This window comes from Streptomyces sp. NPDC016469 (genome assembly GCF_040632905.1).
Lineage (GTDB): Bacteria > Actinomycetota > Actinomycetes > Streptomycetales > Streptomycetaceae > Streptomyces.
On sequence record NZ_JBEYCQ010000030.1, the window covers coordinates 22263 to 40608 of the forward strand.

Consider the following 18346-nt stretch of genomic DNA (forward strand, 5'->3'; position numbering starts at 1 on the left):
CAGCCCGTACGCTCGTCGTGTGGTCGAACGGGTGCGCATAGGTGGCGGGCGGCGGCGGGCGGCGGGTGCCGTGCTCGCCGCGCTGCTGTGCGCCTCCGGCTGCTCCGCCCCGGCCGACCGGGCGCCCGACAGCACCTCCCGGGGCGTCCGCGCCACCCTGGACGGGCGCGCCGCCGCCGTGCTGCACCACGACCCGGCCGCCTACGCCGCCGCCGTCGACCCGGATGCCACCGCGCTGCGCACCGCCCAGCGCCGGGAGATCGCCCGGCTGGCGGACGTGCCGCTCGGCTCCTGGACGTACCGGCTGACCCACCTCACCCCGCACGGGGCGGACCGGGTCACCGCCGACGTCACGCTCGGCTACCGGATCGCGGGCTACGACAGCGCCCCGGTCTCCGTCGACCGGGTCGTGGACCTGGCCCGCGACCCGGCGGACGGCCGCTGGTACGTCACCGCGGACCGGGCCGCCGACGGCGGCGCCGGGCAGCTGTGGGAGCAGGGCGACGTGGAGGTGGTGCACGGCAGGCACAGCCTGGTCCTGGGCGTCGGCCGCTCCCGGGACGAGCTGGACGCGATCGCGGCGACGGCGGACGAGGCGGTGCCCGCGGTCTCCGCCGCCTGGCCGGAGCGATGGGCGGGGCGCGTGGTGGTGCTGGTGCCGGACAGCGTGACGGAGATGGGCCGGCTGCTCGGGTCGCCCGCCTCGAACTACAAGGGCATAGCGGCCGTCACCACCGGCGAGACCGGCGGCACCGGGAAGGCCCCCGCCGACCGGGTGATCGTCAACCCGGAGGCGTACGCCCTGCTCGGGGGCTTCGGGCAGCGCGTCGTCCTCACCCACGAGACCACCCATGTGGCCACCCGGAAGCAGACGTCGTCCGCCACCCCGACCTGGCTCTCCGAGGGCTTCGCGGACTGGGCGGCCTACCGGGACCAGGACCGCACCGCCGAGGAGATCGCCCCCGAGCTGGCCGACGCGGTCCGGGCCGGTGACGTGCCGGCCGCGCTGCCCGAGGACGAGGACTTCGCCTTCGCGGGGGAGGCGGACGGGCTGGCGAAGGCGTACGAGGGCGGCTGGCTGGCCTGCGAGCTGATCGCCGACCGCTGGGGCGAGGAGAAGCTGTTCGCCTTCTACCGGGCCGTCGGCGCCCACCACGGGCGCGACGGCGCGGTCGAGGACGCCCTGCACGAGGTGCTGGGCACAACCCCGCAGGACTTCACGGCGCGCTGGCGGGTGTATCTGCGCGACCGGCTCGGCTGAGCACGGACTCGGCCACCGCCTCCCGCACCGCCTCACGCCCCGGGGCTCGTACCGTGTCCCGCCACAGCCGCGCCGCCGCCAGCACACACGCGGCGACCAGCAGCCCGTTGCGCAGGAACATCAGCGTCAGGCCCTGCGCGTCGCTCGTCACCACATGGACGAAACCGATCGGGAATTCCAGCTGCGTCACACCCGTGGCCGCCACCACCAGTACGGCCGGCCACCCCATCCGGCTCTCCCGCAGCACCAGGCACACCGCCGCGAGGCCGATCAGCCACAGCATGTACTGCGGGCTGATCACCCGGCTCGTCGTGGTGAACAGCAGCACTGCCGTGAACGCCGCGTCCGCCGGCGTGCTCACCCCGAACGTCCGCGCCCGCAGCCGCCACAGCAGCAGCCAGCCGAACGCGGCCACGCTCAGCCCCAGCGCCAGGGTGCTCACCAGCGGTACGTGCGGGCCCAGGAACTCCAGCGAGCCGTAGTGCAGCTCCACCCGGCCCTCCCAGCCGAACTGCCGCCACACGTGGAAGACCAGCGCCCCCAGCGACTCGACCTCGGTGCCCCGGTCCCGCTGGAAGCCGAGGAACGCCAGCGCGCCCGGTGCCGCCGCCACGCACACCAGCAGCAGCCCGGCCGCCACCGCCGCCGCCGTCGCCCACGCCAGCCGGGTCGCGCGCCCCCGGGCCGTCCCGGCCAGCAGCAGCGCCGGCCACACCTTCAGCAGCGCCCCGAACGCGGCCAGCGCCCCCAGCACCCGGGGGTGCCGCAGCCCGGCCAGCAGCGCCGCCACCGCCACGGCCGTCACCATCACGTCGTACCGGGCGTACGCGGTCGTGCCGAGCAGCGGCACGCCCGCCACCCACACCCACACCCCGGCCGCCCGGCGCCCCGGACCGTCGCTCGCGCGCAGCAGCATTCCCAGGACCAGCGCGTCGCACAGGAACGCCAGCACGAAGAAGGCCGTGGCGTAGTCCAGGAACGGCAGCAGGGCGGGGGAGAGGACGGCCAGGGCCGCCACCGGCGGGTACTGCCAGGTGACGTCGGACTCCGGGTAGGTGCCGGAGCGCAGCACCTCGGACCAGCCGTGGTAGATCACCGACACGTCGCTCGTCACGTCGAGCCCGGGCGGGGTGAGCACCTTGGTCACCCAGAGCAGCAGCACCGCCCTGGTGAGCGCCCACACCGCGAAGGCCGCCGGACGCGTGCCGCTGGAACCCGTCATGACCTGCCCTCACCCGTCCTGTACGCCGTACGAAACAGCCATGATGCCCGTACGCCCTGTGCGCGGGCCATCAGGCACGGCCGCCGGGGCCGGTACTGTCGGCGGCGATGGACAAGACCTTGATCGTGACCAACGACTTCCCGCCCCGCCCGGGAGGCATCCAGGCGTTCCTGCACAACATGGCGCTGCGGCTCGACCCCGACCGGGTCGTCGTCTACGCCTCCACCTGGAAGCGCGGGGCCGAGGGCGCGGCCGCCACCGCCGCCTTCGACGCCGAGCAGCCCTTCACCGTCGTCCGCGACCGTACGACGATGCTGCTGCCGACCCCGCGCGTGACCCGGCGCGCCACGGAGCTGCTGCGCGCGCACGGCTGCTCGTCCGTCTGGTTCGGCGCCGCCGCCCCGCTCGGCCTGATGGGCCCCGCGCTGCGCGAGGCGGGCGCCCGGCGGCTCGTCGCCACGACGCACGGCCACGAGGCGGCCTGGGCGCAGCTGCCCGCGTCCCGGCAGCTGCTGCGCCGGATCGGCGAGGGCACCGACACGCTGACCTACCTCGGCGAGTACACCCGCTCCCGGATCGCCGCCGCGCTCACCCCGGCCGCCGCCCGCCGCATGGTGCAGCTGCCGCCGGGCGTGGACGAGAAGACGTTCCGCCCGGACTCCGGCGGCGACGAGGTACGGGCCCGGCTCAGGCTCACCGAGCGGCCCGTCGTGGTCTGCGTGTCCCGGCTGGTGCCCCGCAAGGGCCAGGACACCCTGATCCTCGCGATGCCCGCGATCCTGGCCGAACAGCCGGACGCGGTCCTGCTCATCGTGGGCGGCGGGCCCTACGAGGACGACCTGCGCAAGCTGGCCGCGCGCACCGGTGTGGCGGACTCCGTGCGGTTCACCGGGCCGGTGCCCTGGTCGGAGCTGCCCGCGCACTACGGGGCCGGGGACGTCTTCGCGATGCCCTGCCGGACCCGGCGCGGCGGCCTCGACGTGGAGGGCCTGGGCATCGTCTACCTGGAGGCGTCCGCGACCGGGCTGCCGGTGGTGGCCGGTGACTCCGGCGGCGCCCCGGACGCGGTGCTCGACGGCGAGACCGGCTGGGTCGTGCGCGGCGGCGAGCCCGGCGACGCGGCGGAGCGGATCAGCGCGCTGCTGGGCGACGCGGAGCTGCGGCGGCGCATGGGGGAGCGGGGCCGGGCCTGGGTCGAGGAGAAGTGGCGCTGGGACCTGCTGGCGGAGCGGCTGAGGGAACTGCTCTGATACGTGGACGAGGGGGCCCGCACCACAGCGGTGCGGGCCCCCTCGTCCACGTACGCCTCACGAGCGGTAGATCGACTCCACCTCGTCCGCGAAGTCCTTCGCCACCACGTTCCGCTTCAGCTTCAGCGAGGGCGTGATGTGGCCGGCCTCCTCGGTGAACTGGGCGCCCAGGATGCGGAACTTGCGTACGGACTCGGCCTTGGAGACCGCCGCGTTGCCGTCGTCCACCGCGCGCTGCACCTCGGCCAGCAGCTCCGGGTCGTCGCGCAGCGACAGCGCGGTCGAGCCGGCCGGCTTGCCGTGCTCCTCGGCCCAGCGGCCCAGGAACTCCTCGTCCAGCGTCACCAGCGCGCCCACGAAGGGCCGCCCGTCGCCGACCACCATGCACTCCGCCACCAGGGCGTGGCCGCGGATGCGGTCCTCGATGACGGCGGGGGCGACGTTCTTGCCGCCGGCCGTGACGATGATCTCCTTCTTGCGGCCGGTGATCGCGAGGTAGCCGTCCTCGTCCAGCGTGCCGATGTCCCCGGTGTGGAACCAGCCGTCCGCCAGCGCCTCGGCCGTCGCCGCCTCGTTGTTCCAGTAGCCGGAGAACAGGTGCTCGCCGTGGAGCAGCACCTCGCCGTCGTCCGCGATGCGCACCACGGAACCGGGCAGCGGCTGGCCGACCGTGCCGATCTTCTGCCGGTCCCAGGGGTTGAAGGCGGTGGCCGCGCAGGACTCGGTCAGGCCGTAGCCCTCCAGGACGGTGAAGCCGATGCCCCGGTAGAAGTGGCCCAGCCGCTCGCCGAGCGGGGCGCCGCCGGAGATCGCGTGCTCGCCGCGCCCGCCGAGCACCGCGCGCAGCTTGCCGTAGACGAGGCGGTCGAAGACCTTGTGGCGGAACTTCAGGCCCAGCGAGGGGCCCTGCGGGGTACCCAGCGCACGGCTGTAGGCGATCGCCGTGTCGGCGGCCTTGTCGAAGACCTTGCCCTTGCCGTCGGCCTGCGCCTTGGCGCGCGCCGCGTTGTAGACCTTCTCGAAGACGCGCGGAACGCCGAGGATCAGCGTCGGGCGGAACGCCGCCAGCTCATCGGTGAGGTTCTTGATGTCCGGGACGCAGCCGAGCTTGATCGGCGCCATCACCGAGGCGACCTCGACCAGCCGTCCGAAGACGTGGGCGGCCGGCAGGAAGAGCAGGACCGAGCACTCGCCGGTACGGAAGAGGGGCTTGAGGCGCTCCACCACGTTGCCGCACTCCGCGAAGAAGCTGCGGTGCGTCAGCACGCAGCCCTTGGGGCGGCCCGTGGTGCCCGAGGTGTAGACGATGGTGGCCGGGTCGTCCGCCTTGGCCGCGGCGCTGCGCAGGTCCACGGTCTCCTCGGAGACCCCTTCGCCCTGGGCCCGGAGCGTGTCGACGGCGCCCTTCTCGATCTGCCAGACGTGACGCAGGCCGGGGAGCCGGTCGCGCACGGAGGCGACGGCGGCGGCGTGCGCGTCGCTCTCCACCAGGACCGCGACGGCCCCCGAGTCACCGAGGATCCACTGCACCTGCTCGGGCGAACTGGTCTCGTACACCGGCACGGTGACCGCGCCCGCGCTCCAGATCGCGAAGTCCAGCAGCACCCACTCGTACCGGGTGCGCGACATCAGGGCCACCCGGTCGCCGGGCTCGACGCCCGCCGCGATCAGGCCCTTGGCGGCCGACCGGACCTCGGCCAGGAACCGCACGGCGGTGACGTCCGTCCAGACGCCCGCCACTTTGCGGCTCATCACCGCGACATCGGGATGCTGAGCGGCATTGCGGCGGATGAGATCCGTCAGGTTGCCGTCCGAGGGGACCTCGTACAGGGCCGGAAGGCTGAACTCGCGCAAGACTGCTGCTCCTCATCGGGCTCCGGTGCCACGGCTCTGTGTGACGCACCGGCGCGGTCCAAGATGGCGGGTGCTCAGTGGGGTGAGCACGACTGGACTGCCCGGACGTTACCCACCAGTACTCGGTTCCGGATAGGGGGTTCCGGCCAGATGTCTTATGCGTCACACATATCGGGACGTCCTTTCGCGCACAGTAGTCCACCCCTACACGCACCAGGAAGTAACCGCAGGTCCGGGGCCTTCGCGCAGGCCCTAGGGTGTTTTCATGCGAGCAGGAGCGAACACCCGCGTCCATGTGGTCAGCGATGTACACGGCAACACCGAGGCCCTGGCCCGCGCCGGGGACGGTGCCGACGCCCTGATCTGCCTCGGTGACCTGGTCCTCTTCCTCGACTACGCCGACCACTCGCGCGGCATCTTCCCCGACCTCTTCGGCGTCGAGAACGCCGACCGCATCGTCGCCCTGCGCACCGCCCGCCGCTTCGACGAGGCCCGCGCCTTCGGCCGGCAGCTGTGGCTGGGAAGGGACCGGAACGCCGCGATCACCGAGGCGGTCCGCAGGCAGTACGCCGAGATGTTCGCCGCGCTGCCCACCCCGACGTACGCCACCTACGGCAACGTCGACATCCCCGCCCTGTGGCCCGAGTACGCCGCCCCCGGCACCACCGTCCTGGACGGCGAGCGCGTCGAGATCGGCGGCCGCGTCTTCGGCTTCGTCGGCGGCGGGCTGCGTACGCCGATGCGCACCCCGTACGAGATCGACGACGAGGAGTACGCCGCCAAGATCGAGGCGGTCGGCGAGGTCGACGTGCTCTGCACCCACATCCCGCCCGAGGTGCCCGAGCTGGTCTACGACACCGTGGCGCGCCGCTTCGAGCGCGGCAGCCGGGCCCTGCTCGACGCCATCCGCCGCACCCGCCCCCGCTACTCCCTCTTCGGCCACGTCCACCAGCCGCTGGCCCGCCGGATGCGGATCGGCGCCACCGAGTGCGTGAACGTCGGCCATTTCGCCTCCACCGGCCGGCCCTGGGCCCTGGAGTGGTGAGCGGACGCCCCGACATCGCGGACCGGACCCTGGGACGGGCCGCCGGGCGCACGCGATAGCCTTCTGGCGGCAGGCTCCTGCCGACGGACCGGTACACCGCACTGGAGGGCCACAGCGATGGCTGAACACACCAGCTCGAGCATCACGATCGAGGCGGCGCCGGCCGACGTCATGGGTGTGATCGCCGACTTCGAGCGCTACCCGGAGTGGACCGGCGAGGTCAAGGAGGCCGAGGTCCTCGGCACCGACGAGCACGGCCGCGCCGAGAAGGTCCGCCTCGTCCTGGACGCCGGCGCGATCAAGGACGACCACACCCTCGCCTACACCTGGATCGGCGACTACGAGGTCAGCTGGACCCTGGTCAAGTCCCAGATGCTCCGCGCGATCGACGGCTCCTACGCGCTCGCGCCCCTCGGCGCCGGCGACCGCACCGAGGTCACCTACCGGCTGACCGTCGACGTCAAGATCCCCATGCTCGGCATGATCAAGCGCAAGGCGGAGAAGGTCATCATCGACCGCGCCCTGGCCGGCCTCAAGAAGCGCGTCGAGTCCGTCCCGAAGGGCTGAGCGCGTGCGTACGGTCCTGGTCACCGGACCCGGCGGAGCAGGCCGTACGACCGTCGCGGCGGCCACCGCGCTCGCCGCGGCCCGCGACGGCGCCCGCACCCTGCTGATCTCCGCCGACCCGATACCCGGCTTCCCCGACGCCCCGGCCCCCACCCCGGTCACCGCCGGGCTCCGGTCCGTCCGGATCGACTCCGCCGCCCACTTCCGGGGCGAACTCCTCGCCCTCCAGGAGGAGTTGTCGTCCGTCCTCGAACTGCTCGGCGGCAACCCGCTGGACGGCGAGGAGCTGACCGAACTCCCCGGCAGCGGCGAACTCGCCCTGCTCCACGCCCTGCGCCGCGCCGCCCACGGCGACTGGTCCGCCGAGGCGTACGACCTCCTCGTCGTGGACCTCCCGCCCCTGCGCGACGCCCTCCGCCTGCTCGCCCTGCCCGAGCAGCTGCGCCGCTACCTGCGCCGGCTGCTGCCCCAGGAGCGCCAGGCCGCCCGGGCCCTGCGCCCGATGCTCGCCCAGCTGGCCGGTGTGCCCATGCCCGCCCAGTGGCTGTACGAGGCCGCCGCCCGGCGCGACGCCGAGCTGGCCCAGGTCCAGGCGCTGATCGAGGACCGGGCCACCACCCTCCGGCTCGTCGCCGAGCCGGGACCCGCCGCCGACGAGGCCCTGCGCACCGCCCGTACCGGCCTCGCCCTGCACGGGCTGCGCACCGAGGCCTCGGTCGCCAACCGGATGCTGCCCGGCCACTCCCCGGACCCGTTCTTCGCCGCGCTCGCCGCCCAGCAGGAGAAGTCCCTCGGCCACTGGGCGGACGAGGGGGCGGCCCCGGTCCGGATCGCGCACCTCGGGCGCGACCCGCTGGGCCCCGACGACCTCCTGGCCCTGGCCGGCGAGGACGGCGAGAGTGCCGCGCTCGCCGTGCCCGGCATCGGCGAGGAGGGCGGCCGGGCCCCGGGCCCCTGGTGGACCGAGGAGGCCGGCGGGCCCGAGGGCGACGGGATACTGGTCTGGTGCCTGCGGCTCCCCGGCGCCGTCAAGAAGGACCTCCAGCTCGTCCGGCGCGGCGGCGAACTCCTCCTGACCGTCGGCCCGTTCCACCGCATCGTGCCCCTGGAGCCCGCCCTGCGCCGATGCACCGTCTCCGGCGCGGCCCTCACCGACGGCGTGCTGCGGGTCCGCTTCACGCCCGATCCCGCGCTCTGGCCCCGGACGGGCTGAACGGCCCACCACCGTTCGGGTACCGTCGAAGGTACGTGTCCGGTATGCCGGGCCGCCGGCCACGATGCCCCCAGGAGTCCGCCATGAGCGAAGCCACCGATCGCCCCGCCGACGAGGACGCCTGGGCCGACGCGTGCGCCGAGGACCTCGCCGCCGAGCAGGCCCGCCGCCGCGCCGCCCACGGGCCGCCGTCCGGCTCCGCCGCCGAGGAACTGCGCAAGCTGGTGGACGCGGTGGCCGACAAGCTCGGCTCCTTCCAGGCGCCGCTCCTCGGGATGGCCGCGCAGGGCGCCGTCCAGCAGGTCATCCAGCAGGCCAAGGCGGCCGTGGAGCCCGTGATCGAGCGCAATCCAGACGTTTTCGATCACATCGCGGCGGCCGGTAACGAACTGCTCGCCGCCTACCGCTCCGCGGTCCAGGGTCAGGAAGGCCGCTGGACCCGGGGGGCGGGGGACCCCGCGGGCACCGAAAAGAAGGCCGACGGCCCCGAAGGGCCCCGCGACGAGGGGTCCGGCGCCGGCGAACACATCGACCTGGACTGACCGGCGCCGGACAGGAGGGGGCCCGGCCTCGGGTACGGTTGCCTCAGCGGGGCTCGACCGGAACTGAGGGATTCATGGGACTCACCATCGGCGTCGATATCGGCGGCACGAAGATCGCGGCTGGAGTGGTCGACGAAGAGGGACGGATCCTCTCGACCTTCAAGGTGTCGACCCCGCCGACGGCCGAAGGCATCGTGGACGCGATCGCGGCGGCGGTGTCCGGCGCCAGCGAGGGGCACGCGGTCGAGGCGGTCGGCATCGGCGCGGCCGGATACGTGGACGACAAGCGGGCCACCGTGCTGTTCGCGCCCAACATCAACTGGCGCCACGAGCCGCTGAAGGACAAGGTCGAGCAGCGCGTCGGCCTCCCCGTGGTCGTGGAGAACGACGCCAACGCCGCCGCCTGGGGCGAATACCGCTTCGGGGCCGGCCAGGGCCACGACGACGTCATCTGCATCACGCTGGGCACCGGCCTCGGCGGGGGCATCATCATCGGCAACAAGCTGCGCCGCGGACGCTTCGGCGTGGCCGCCGAGTTCGGCCACATCCGGGTCGTCCCGGACGGTCTGCTCTGCGGCTGCGGCAGCCAGGGCTGCTGGGAGCAGTACGCCTCCGGCCGCGCCCTCGTGCGGTACGCGAAGCAGCGCGCCAACGCCACCCCGGAGAACGCCACGATCCTGCTGGCGCTCGGCGACGGCACCGTCGACGGCATCGAGGGCAAGCACATCAGCGAGGCCGCCCGCCAGGGCTGCCCGGTGGCCGTCGACTCGTTCCGCGAGCTGGCCCGCTGGGCCGGCGCCGGACTCGCCGACCTGGCCTCGCTGTTCGACCCGTCGGCCTTCATCGTCGGCGGCGGCGTCTCGGACGAGGGCGAGCTCGTCCTCGACCCCATCCGCAAGTCGTTCCGGCGCTGGCTGATCGGCGGCGAGTGGCGCCCGCACGCCCAGGTGCTCGCCGCCCAACTCGGCGGCAAGGCAGGGCTCGTGGGTGCCGCGGACCTGGCCCGCCAGGGCTGAGCCCACCCGCACACGGAAACACCGGACGCCCGTCGCGCCCCCTCGGGGAGCGGCGGGCGTCCGCCGTATCGTGAGGGCATGGCCACGATGTCGCTGCCCGATTCGTGCACCGAGCCGGACGGCTCGGCCGTCATCCGCGTGCTCAGCTACAACATCCGCTCGATGCGCGACGACAACGCCGCCCTCGCCCGGGTCATCCGCGCCTGCGCACCCGACCTGGTCCTCGTCCAGGAGGCGCCGCGCTTCTTCCGCTGGCGCAAGTACGCCGCCCGGCTCGCCGCCGCCACTGATCTGGTGGTCCTCGGCGGGGGCGCCACCGCCGCCGGGCCGCTGCTGTTGTGCTCGCTGCGCGCCACCGTCGAGCGCACCGAGGACATCCTGCTGCCGCGCACCCCGGGCCTTTACCGCCGAGGCTTCGCCACCGCCGTGGTCCGGTTCGCGGGCGCCCGGATCGGCGTGGTCAGCTGCCACCTGAGCCTCCAGCGGCAGGAGCGGCTGGCCCAGGCGGAGCGGCTGATGGAGACCGTGGACGCGCTGGGCGTGGCACACGCCGTCGTCGCCGGTGACCTCAACGACGTACCGAGCGGGCGGGCCTTCCGGCGTCTCGCCGGACGCTACCAGGACTGCTGGGAGACCAAGCCGCAGGGTGGGGCGTACACCTTCCCCGCGCACGAACCGCGCCGCCGGATCGACGCCGTCTTCGCCACCGCCGGCGTCGAGGTCCTGGGCTGCGGGGTCCCGGACGGGCTGCCCGGCGTGCGGGAGGCCGACCTGCGGGCGGCGACCGACCACCGCCCGGTCCTGGCCGCGCTCCGGGTACCGGCGGCAGCCGACCGGGCCTAGACCACCGCACCCCGGCCCGGGTCGTCGTCACCGTCGTCGTCGGAGTCCATCCGCGCCACCAGCGTCACGAAGCCGCCCAGGAAGCCGCCGACGCAGACCGTCGTCAGCCACCAGGTCATCTCCCAGGAGAGCAGCACGGCGAGCAGCATCAGCACCGGCCCGCCGACCACCGCGAGCCAGGCGAACTTCGCCGTGACGTCGGCCTCCGGCAGCGGCGGCGGCTCCGGCGGCACGAAGTGGCCCTCGTCGTCGTCCCCGCCGCCCGTGGCGGGGACGTCCGGGCCGGCCGGCTCGTAGTCGCGCGGGCCCACGCCCGGCGCGAAGACCACGGAGCCGCCGATCGGCCGGTCCGCCTCCGGCTTCGGCTTGGGCGGCCGCTTGCCGAGCCCCTTGTCCGCGGCCGGGGCGGTCAGCGGACCGTCGTCCGGCAGCACCAGATCCTCGACGGACCGGAAGGGCCGCGCGCCCGGCGGGTCCGGCGGCTCCTCCCCGTACCCCTCCACGATGGCCCGCCAGACGGCCTCCTCGTCCAGCGGTCCGTCTCCCGCACCTGCCGGTGCGTCGGGCGGAGTGCCCTTCCCGTCGTCGTCGGCGACGGCCGCCCCCTCCACGGGGAACGGCTCGCGCTCCTCCTCGCTGCCCGCGCGCTCCGCGTCGTGCTCAGCCACCGGACGTGCTCCCCTTCTTCCCGCCCTGATCCTTCTCGCTCGGAGCGAGGCGGCCGATGAACGCATGACTCTCGTCGAAGATCCGCTTCGCATCATGGTCCAACGTCGCCACGTGGTAGCTCTGTTCCAGCAGGACCTCCCGGACGTCCGTCGAGGAGACGCGGCTCAGGATGCGCGCCGAGTCGGCGGGCGGCACGACATGGTCCTGCGGGCTGTGCAGCAGCAGGAGCGGCTGGGTGACCTGGGGCAGATCGCCGTCGACCAGCCGGAAGAACCGGCGCACCGAGTGCGCCGCGTGCAGCGGCACCCGGTCGTAGCCCACCTCCGCGACGCCCTCCAGGGCGATGTCGCTGACCAGGCCCTTCGTCGTCGGCACCAGATGACGGACCACCGGCAGCGCGTGCGCCGCGAGGCCGTGCACCTTGTTGGCCGGATTGACGAGCACCAGACCGCTGACCGCGTCCCCGTGCTTCGCGGCCAGCCGCAGCGCCAGCGCACCGCCCATCGAGAGCCCGAAGACGAACACCCGCGCGCAGCGCTCCAGCAGCCCGCGGAGCTCCCGGTCCACCTCCGCGTACCAGTCCTGCCAGCCGGTCACCTGCATGTCCTGCCAGCGCGTGCCGTGCCCGGGGAGCAGCGGCAGCGAGACCGTGAGGCCGCGCTCGGCCAGATATCCGGCCCAGGGGCGCAGCGACTGCGGGGAACCGGTGAATCCGTGACAGAGGAGGACGCCGACCTCTCCGCCCTCGTGGCGGAACGGCTCGGCTCCGGGAAGGACCGGCACCGGGGACTCCTGTTCATGAGGCTCGCGGAGGAGCGAGCGGGGAGCGGGAAGGGGTTCGGAAGGGTGTACGGGACGCGCGAGGATTACTTCACCGTACGCGACCGGACCGACACCGACCAGGGCCGTCACCGGCCTGGGCCGCGGACACCCGCCCGCGCCAGGCGGGAGGAAGGGGGACACGGCGGGTTAAGGTCTGTCGGACAGCACACAGGAGGCATCCGAGTTGATCTACGGCGCTATGAAGTTCTCCATCGGCGGGTCGCTGAAGCTCGCCTTCAGGCCGTGGGTGGAGGGCCTGGAGAACATCCCCGCGCGCGGGCCCGCGATCCTCGCCAGCAACCACCTGTCGTTCTCCGACTCCTTCTTCCTGCCGGCCGTCCTGGACCGGAAGGTGACCTTCATCGCGAAGGCCGAGTACTTCACCGCGCCCGGTGTGAAGGGCAAGCTCACCGCCGCCTTCTTCAAGGGCGTCGGCCAGCTCCCCGTCGACCGCTCCGGCGCGCGCGGCGCCGGCGAGGCGGCGATCCGGGCGGGCATCCAGGTCGTCGAGAGCGGCGGCCTCTTCGGCATCTACCCCGAGGGCACCCGGTCGCCCGACGGCCGGCTCTACCGGGGCAAGCCCGGCGGGCTGGCCCGCGTCGCCCTGGCCACCGGTGCGCCGGTCATCCCCGTCGCGATGATCGACACGGAGAAGATCCAGCCGCCCGGCCAGGTGATCCCCAAGCTGATGCGCCCCGGCATCCGGATCGGCAAGCCGCTCGACTTCAGCCGCTACCACGGCATGGACGGCGACCGTTTCATCCTGCGCTCGGTCACCGACGAGGTGATGTACGAGATCATGAAGCTCTCGGGCCAGGAGTACGTCGACATCTACGCGACCGCCGCCAAGCGGCAGATCGCCGACGAGGCCAGGCGCCGGTCCGAGGCGGCGAAGAAGACGGACGACGACAGCGCCTGAGCGGCGCGGCGGTCCGCCGGGGGACGGGGGAGAACAGCATGGTCAAACGCGTACGCGTGGTCCGGATGTCGGTGGAGCAGCCGCTGTGGCGCGCCCTGACGGCGTACCGCGTGCTGACGATGCTCTACGCGGTCCTGCTCGCCGCCTTCGCCCGGCACGACTACGAGCGGCCCTGGATCGCGATCACCTTCCTGTCGCTGATGGCGCTCTGGACGCTCGCCACGCTGCCGAAGGTGGGCAGCGCCGCCGCCTGCACCCGGCGCTTCCTGGGCGCGGACCTGGCCATCGCCCTCATCGGGATCGTGGTCACCCCGCTCGCCGACTTCCAGGCGCAGCACGTCGACGGGCCGACCCTGCCGTCCATCTGGACCGCCGGTTCCGTCCTCGCCTTCGCGATCAAGGGCGGCTGGCGCTGGGCGGGCTTCGCCTCCAGCCTGGTCGCCGTCGCCAACCTCATCGAGCGCGGCGAGCCCAGCCGCGACACCCTGCACAACGTGATGCTGGTCTGGGTCGCCTCCATCGCCATCGGTTACGTGGTGGAGGTCGCCCGGGCCAGTGAGCGCACCCTCGCCCGCGCCCTGGAGATCGAGGCGGCCACCCGCGAACGCGAACGCCTCGCCCGGGACATCCACGACGGCGTGCTCCAGGTCCTCGCCATGGTGCAGCGGCGCGGCGCCGCGCTCGGCGGCGAGGCGGCGGAGCTCGGCCGGATGGCCGGGGAGCAGGAGGTCGCCCTGCGCACCCTGGTCTCCAGCGGCCTCGTGCCGCCCACCCGGCTCTCCGAGGACGCCTCCGAGGGCGCCGTCGTCCGGACCGTCGAGACGGACGACGACGAACCGGGCGCGGGGGACGGCGGCGAGACCGATCTGCGGACCCTGCTCGCCCCGCACGCCGGCTCCCGGACCAGCTTCGCGGAGCCCGGCGCCCCGGTGCTGCTGCCGTCCGCCGCGGCGGCGGAACTGGCGGCGGCGGTCGGCGCCGCCCTGGACAATGTCCGGGTGCACGCGGGCGAGGGCGCCCAGGCGTGGATCCTGCTGGAGGACTGGCCGGACGAGGTCATCGTCACGGTCCGGGACGACGGGCCCGGCATCCCCGAGGGGCGGCTCGCGCAGGCCGAGGGGGAGGGGCGGCTCGGGGTCGCCCTGTCGATCCGCGGCCGGCTGCGCGATCTGGGCGGTACGGCAGAGCTGATCTCGGTGCCCGGCCAGGGCACCGAGGTCGAATTGAAGGTCCCGAAGGTTTCACGGGGGAAGGCGGGTTCGGTCCGATGAGCGCGACACACGAAGAGGGCACCGGGCAGCGGGCGATCAGAGTGATGGTGGTGGACGACCACCCGATGTGGCGCGACGCCGTGGCCCGCGACCTCACCGAGGCCGGCTTCGACGTGGTGGCCACCGCCGGCGACGGGCCCCAGGCCGTCCGCCGGGCCGGTGCCGTCACCCCGGACGTCCTGGTCCTCGACCTGAATCTGCCCGGCATGCCCGGGGTACAGGTCTGCAAGGAGCTCGTCGGCACCCAGCCCGGACTGCGGGTCCTCGTGCTCTCCGCCAGCGGCGAGCACGCCGACGTCCTGGAGGCGGTCAAGTCCGGCGCCACCGGCTACCTGATGAAGTCGGCGAGCACCCAGGAGCTGACCGACGCCGTCCGCCGCACCGCCGCCGGCGACGCCGTATTCACCCCGGGCCTGGCCGGCCTGGTCCTCGGCGAGTACCGCAGGCTGGCCTCGGAGCCCGCGCCGGCCGCCTCCGACGAGCCGAAGGCCCCTGAGCTGACCGACCGGGAGACCGAGGTGCTGCGGCTCGTGGCCAAGGGGCTCTCGTACAAGCAGATCGCGGAACGGCTCGTCATCTCGCACCGGACCGTGCAGAACCACGTCCAGAACACCCTGGGCAAGCTCCAGCTGCACAACCGGGTGGAGCTGGTGCGGTACGCCATAGAGCGCGGGCTCGACGACGCCTGAGCGGCGCGGCGGGGCCCGCCGCCGTATATTCGCGAGGACCGGCCGCCCAGCACCCAGACAGGGGAGACGTCGTGGAGATCCTGGCCTTCGGAGTGCAGTCCGACGAGAAGCCGCTGATCGAGAAGGCGTTCGCCGGGAAGCACGAAGTCCGCTGCCTGGACGTCTTCCTGAACCGGGACACCGCCCCCATCGCGGCGGGCTACGAGATCATCTCCACCAGCGTCAACGCCGACCTGGGCGGCGCGGTCCTGCAGACCCTCGCGGCCGGCGGCACCCAGATGATCGCCCAGCGCTCCACCGGCTTCAACAACATCGACCTGGACGTCGCCGAGCGCCTGGCCCTCCGCGTCGCCCGCGTCTCGTACTACTCGCCGTACTCGGTCGCGGAGTTCGCCTGGACCCTGGCCATGGCGGCCAACCGCCGGGTGATCCGGGCCGCCGGCCGCACCCGCGACTTCGACTTCCGCCTCGACGGGCTCCTCGGCCGCGACATGCACGGCCGCACCGCGGGCGTCATCGGCACCGGCAAGATCGGCGAGGCGTTCACCCGGATCGCCCACGGCTTCGGCATGAAGCTGCTCGGCTGGGACGTCGCCGAGAACCCGGCCTGCGCCGAGCTGGGCATGCGGTACGTCGACAAGGAGCAGCTGCTCGCGGAGGCCGACCTGGTCAGCCTGCACGTACCGCTGCTCCCGTCGACGCACCACCTCATCGACAAGGACGCCCTCGCGCTGATGAAGGACGACGCGATCCTGGTCAACTCCAGCCGGGGCGGCCTCATCGACACCTCGGCCCTGGTCGGCGAGTTGCGCGCAGGTCGCTTCCTCGGCGTCGGACTCGACGTGTACGAGGCGGAGGCCGGGCTGTTCTTCCTGGACAAGTCCCTGGAGGGCGTGGACGACGACACCCTGGCCCGGCTCGTCACCTTCCCGAACGTCATCGTCACCTCGCACCAGGCGTACTACACCGAGGACGCGGTCGGCCAGATCATCGACGCCACCGTCGAGAACGTCGGCGACTACCTGGCCGGCCGCCACGGCGACAACGTCCTGGTCCCGGCCCGCCCCGGGACCTGACCCCGCGCCTCAGCCGCGCACCGGCAGCCCCGCCAGCAGCTCGGACACGATCGCCGCACCGCGCAGCGTCAGCACCGACTCCGGGTGGAACTGCACCGAGGCGAACCCGGCCCCGCGCAGCGCGTGCAGCTCCCCGGACACCTCGTCCCGGCTCGCCTCGATGCCGTGCGCCGCAAGCTCCGCCGCCCCGGCGTCGTCGCAGCGCGCGGTGAAGCTGTTGTAGAAGCCGACCGTCTCGGGCCGCCCGAACAGGTCGATCCGGGTCTGCGCCCCCTGGTACGGCACCGCCTTGCGAACGATCTCCAGGCCCAGTTCCGCCGCGATCAGCTCATGGCCGAGGCACACCCCGAGCAGCCCGTGCCGGTGCTCCCGCACCAGCTCGGCGGCCATCGCGCGCAGCAGCCGCATCTTCGGGTCGGCCGCGTCCGCCGGATTCCCCGGGCCGGGGCCCAGGACCACGGGCCCCTCGTGCGCCCGCACCGCCTCGCGCAGCCCCGGCTCGTCGTAGCGGCGCACGGTGACGTCGAGCCCCGAGGCGCGCAGCAGGTGCCCGAGCATCGCGGTGAACGTGTCCTCACCGTCCACCACCAGCGCATGGCCGGTGCGGTCGGCGGCGCGCTCCTGCATCCGCAGCCAGAACGGGGCGAGCCCGTCCCGCCGGGCGTCCAGGGCCTCCCGCACCCGGGGGTCGGCGGCCAGCCGGGGCCGCTCCCGCTCCGCCTCCGGGCGGGCCGGGCGCACGCCGAGGGCGGCCAGGACCCCGGCGGCCTTGGCGTGGGTCTCGGCGACCTCGCTCTCCGGGTCGGAGTGGCGTACCAGGGTCGCCCCGACCGGCACCCGCAGCGTGCCGTCCGCGTCGATGTCGGCGGTCCGGATCAGGATCGGCGAGTCCAGGGTCTGGGTGCCGTCGGCCTCCCGGCGCAGCAGGGCCAGCGCGCCCGCGTAGTAGCCGCGCCCGCCGGCCTCGTACCGCTCGATGACCCGGCAGGCGTTCTGCACGGGGGAGCCGGTGACGGTCGCCGCGAACATCGTCTCCTTCAGCACCTCCCGCACGTCCAGTGAGGAGCGTCCGCGCAACTCGTACTCGGTGTGCGCGAGATGGGCCATCTCCTTCAGCCGCGGGCCGATCACCACCCCGCCCATGTCGCCGACCGTGCACATCATCTTCAGCTCCTCGTCCACCACCATGGAGAGCTCCTCGGTCTCCTTGCGGTCCCCGAGGAAGGCGAGCAGGCTCTCGGGGGTGGGCCCCTCGGCGGGATAGCGGTAGGTGCCGCTGATCGGGTTCATCACGACGGTCCCGCCGGACATCCGCACATGCACCTCGGGGCTTGCGCCGACCAGCGTTCTCTCCCCCGTGTGCACGACGAACGTCCAGTACGCCCCTCGCTCGCCCGCCAGCAGCCGCCGGAACAGGGCCAGCGCGTCCGCCCGGCCGAACCCGTCGATCCGCCCCCGGAACGTCCGCCGGATCACGAAGTTCGCGCCCTCGCCCCGGCCGATCTCGTCCTCGATCACCCGGCGTACGGTGCCGGCGTACTCCTCGTCGCTGACGTCGAACTCTCCGTCGTCCACGCGGACTTCATGGCGGGGGAGCGCCGCCAGCGCCTCGTCCAGGGGCATCGTGTACGTCTCGTCCGCGACCAGGACCGACAGCGGTGTGCCGTCGTCGCGTACGTCGAACCCGCGCTCCGCGATCTGCCGGAACGGCACCAGCGCCAGCGACGGCCGCTCGCCGACGGGGACGTCGGCGAGCCGATCGGCCTCGTGCACCCGGCCGATCAGCACCTCGACGGTGTCGTGGTCGTGGCCGGGGGTGCGGCGGCGCAGCAGGGCGAACGGCGGGCAGTCGTCGCGCAGGAGTCGGTCGAAGCTCATGGGTCGGTTCCTTCCAGGGAATCAGCTGGGAGGAACGGCCCGTGGACACGGAAAAGGCCGCCCCTCGGGCGGCCTCTGCGTCAGTGTGTACGCGCGATCAGCGGGCCGCCGGATGAGCGGTCCACCACCAGTTACGGGTCGAGTGCGCGAACATGCCCCGTACCCTAACCCACGCCCGACGACCGCAGGGCCCTTTCCCATCCGGACGG

Annotated in this window: 18 protein-coding genes; 12 read left to right on the forward strand and 6 right to left on the reverse strand. The window is 73.5% G+C overall.

Annotation, left to right across the window (positions count from 1 at the left end; all coding sequences use genetic code 11):
- Positions 1 to 19 precede the first annotated feature (19 nt).
- Positions 20 to 1261 (forward strand): hypothetical protein, encoded by a 1242-nt coding sequence (locus ABZ565_RS28215; protein WP_361032694.1) that lies wholly within the window; start codon positions 20 to 22, stop codon positions 1259 to 1261.
- Here the strand turns inward: ABZ565_RS28215 and ABZ565_RS28220 are convergent.
- Positions 1218 to 2483, reverse strand: coding sequence for a glycosyltransferase family 87 protein (locus ABZ565_RS28220; protein ID WP_361032697.1), 1266 nt, complete (start codon positions 2481 to 2483; stop codon positions 1218 to 1220). The genes ABZ565_RS28215 and ABZ565_RS28220 overlap by 44 nt on opposite strands.
- Positions 2484 to 2590: 107 nt before the next feature.
- Between ABZ565_RS28220 and ABZ565_RS28225 the strand changes: the two genes are divergently transcribed.
- The gene (locus ABZ565_RS28225) at positions 2591 to 3733 is read left to right on the forward strand and encodes a glycosyltransferase family 4 protein (protein WP_361032700.1); all 1143 of its coding nucleotides are present in this window, start codon (positions 2591 to 2593) and stop codon (positions 3731 to 3733) included.
- A 57-nt stretch (positions 3734 to 3790) separates the two neighbouring features.
- Here the strand turns inward: ABZ565_RS28225 and ABZ565_RS28230 are convergent, their stop codons facing one another.
- Positions 3791 to 5587, reverse strand: a complete 1797-nt coding sequence (locus ABZ565_RS28230; protein WP_361032703.1) for an AMP-dependent synthetase/ligase — start codon at positions 5585 to 5587, stop codon at positions 3791 to 3793.
- Positions 5588 to 5852: 265 nt separating this feature from the next.
- Between ABZ565_RS28230 and ABZ565_RS28235 the strand changes: the two genes are divergently transcribed.
- The 6 genes from ABZ565_RS28235 to ABZ565_RS28260 all read left to right on the forward strand — a co-directional run bounded on the left by ABZ565_RS28235 (position 5853) and on the right by ABZ565_RS28260 (position 10813).
- Positions 5853 to 6632 carry a metallophosphoesterase gene (locus ABZ565_RS28235; protein ID WP_361032706.1) on the forward strand — a complete coding sequence of 260 codons (780 nt, stop codon included), beginning with the start codon at positions 5853 to 5855 and terminating at the stop codon, positions 6630 to 6632.
- A gap of 117 nt (positions 6633 to 6749) precedes the next feature.
- Positions 6750 to 7199 (forward strand): SRPBCC family protein, encoded by a 450-nt coding sequence (locus ABZ565_RS28240; protein ID WP_164398843.1) that lies wholly within the window; start codon positions 6750 to 6752, stop codon positions 7197 to 7199.
- A 4-nt stretch (positions 7200 to 7203) separates the two neighbouring features.
- Positions 7204 to 8412, forward strand: a complete 1209-nt coding sequence (locus tag ABZ565_RS28245; RefSeq protein ID WP_361032709.1) for an ArsA-related P-loop ATPase — start codon at positions 7204 to 7206, stop codon at positions 8410 to 8412.
- Between the two features lie 83 nt (positions 8413 to 8495).
- The gene (locus tag ABZ565_RS28250; RefSeq protein ID WP_361032712.1) at positions 8496 to 8954 is read left to right on the forward strand and encodes a DUF5304 domain-containing protein; all 459 of its coding nucleotides are present in this window, start codon (positions 8496 to 8498) and stop codon (positions 8952 to 8954) included.
- Positions 8955 to 9028: 74 nt separating this feature from the next.
- Positions 9029 to 9970, forward strand: a complete 942-nt coding sequence (locus tag ABZ565_RS28255) for an ROK family glucokinase (RefSeq protein ID WP_361032715.1) — start codon at positions 9029 to 9031, stop codon at positions 9968 to 9970.
- 78 nt (positions 9971 to 10048) lie between these two features.
- Entirely contained in the window at positions 10049 to 10813 is a 765-nt protein-coding gene (locus ABZ565_RS28260) for an endonuclease/exonuclease/phosphatase family protein (RefSeq protein ID WP_361032718.1), read from the forward strand.
- Here the strand turns inward: ABZ565_RS28260 and ABZ565_RS28265 are convergent.
- Positions 10810 to 11481 carry a hypothetical protein gene (locus ABZ565_RS28265; protein WP_361032721.1) on the reverse strand — a complete coding sequence of 224 codons (672 nt, stop codon included), beginning with the start codon at positions 11479 to 11481 and terminating at the stop codon, positions 10810 to 10812. The two genes, ABZ565_RS28260 and ABZ565_RS28265, sit on opposite strands and share 4 nt — an antisense overlap.
- The gene (locus tag ABZ565_RS28270) at positions 11474 to 12265 is read right to left on the reverse strand and encodes an alpha/beta fold hydrolase (RefSeq protein WP_361032724.1); all 792 of its coding nucleotides are present in this window, start codon (positions 12263 to 12265) and stop codon (positions 11474 to 11476) included. Before ABZ565_RS28270 ends, ABZ565_RS28265 begins: the two co-directional genes overlap by 8 nt.
- A gap of 238 nt (positions 12266 to 12503) precedes the next feature.
- Here ABZ565_RS28270 and ABZ565_RS28275 point away from each other — a divergent pair, with 238 nt between their 5' ends.
- The 4 genes from ABZ565_RS28275 (at position 12504) to ABZ565_RS28290 (ending at position 16259) form a co-directional block, all read left to right on the forward strand.
- A complete protein-coding gene (locus ABZ565_RS28275; RefSeq protein WP_361032848.1) occupies positions 12504 to 13223 on the forward strand; it encodes a lysophospholipid acyltransferase family protein in 720 nt (239 codons plus the stop codon).
- 38 nt (positions 13224 to 13261) lie between these two features.
- The gene (locus tag ABZ565_RS28280; RefSeq protein WP_361032727.1) at positions 13262 to 14494 is read left to right on the forward strand and encodes a DUF5931 domain-containing protein; all 1233 of its coding nucleotides are present in this window, start codon (positions 13262 to 13264) and stop codon (positions 14492 to 14494) included.
- Positions 14491 to 15183: a response regulator transcription factor gene (locus tag ABZ565_RS28285; protein ID WP_361032730.1), complete on the forward strand. Its 693-nt coding sequence runs from the start codon at positions 14491 to 14493 to the stop codon at positions 15181 to 15183. Before ABZ565_RS28280 ends, ABZ565_RS28285 begins: the two co-directional genes overlap by 4 nt.
- Positions 15184 to 15254: 71 nt before the next feature.
- Complete coding sequence (locus ABZ565_RS28290) at positions 15255 to 16259, forward strand: 2-hydroxyacid dehydrogenase (RefSeq protein WP_361032733.1); 1005 nt, start codon at positions 15255 to 15257, stop codon at positions 16257 to 16259.
- Positions 16260 to 16268: 9 nt separating this feature from the next.
- Here ABZ565_RS28290 and ABZ565_RS28295 read toward each other — a convergent pair whose 3' ends face one another.
- Together ABZ565_RS28295 and ABZ565_RS28300 are read right to left on the reverse strand one after the other, a co-directional pair.
- Positions 16269 to 18137 carry an anthranilate synthase family protein gene (locus ABZ565_RS28295; protein WP_361032736.1) on the reverse strand — a complete coding sequence of 623 codons (1869 nt, stop codon included), beginning with the start codon at positions 18135 to 18137 and terminating at the stop codon, positions 16269 to 16271.
- A 97-nt stretch (positions 18138 to 18234) separates the two neighbouring features.
- Positions 18235 to 18291 carry a trp operon leader peptide gene (locus ABZ565_RS28300; protein ID WP_073968448.1) on the reverse strand — a complete coding sequence of 19 codons (57 nt, stop codon included), beginning with the start codon at positions 18289 to 18291 and terminating at the stop codon, positions 18235 to 18237.
- Between the last annotated feature and the right edge of the window lie 55 nt (positions 18292 to 18346).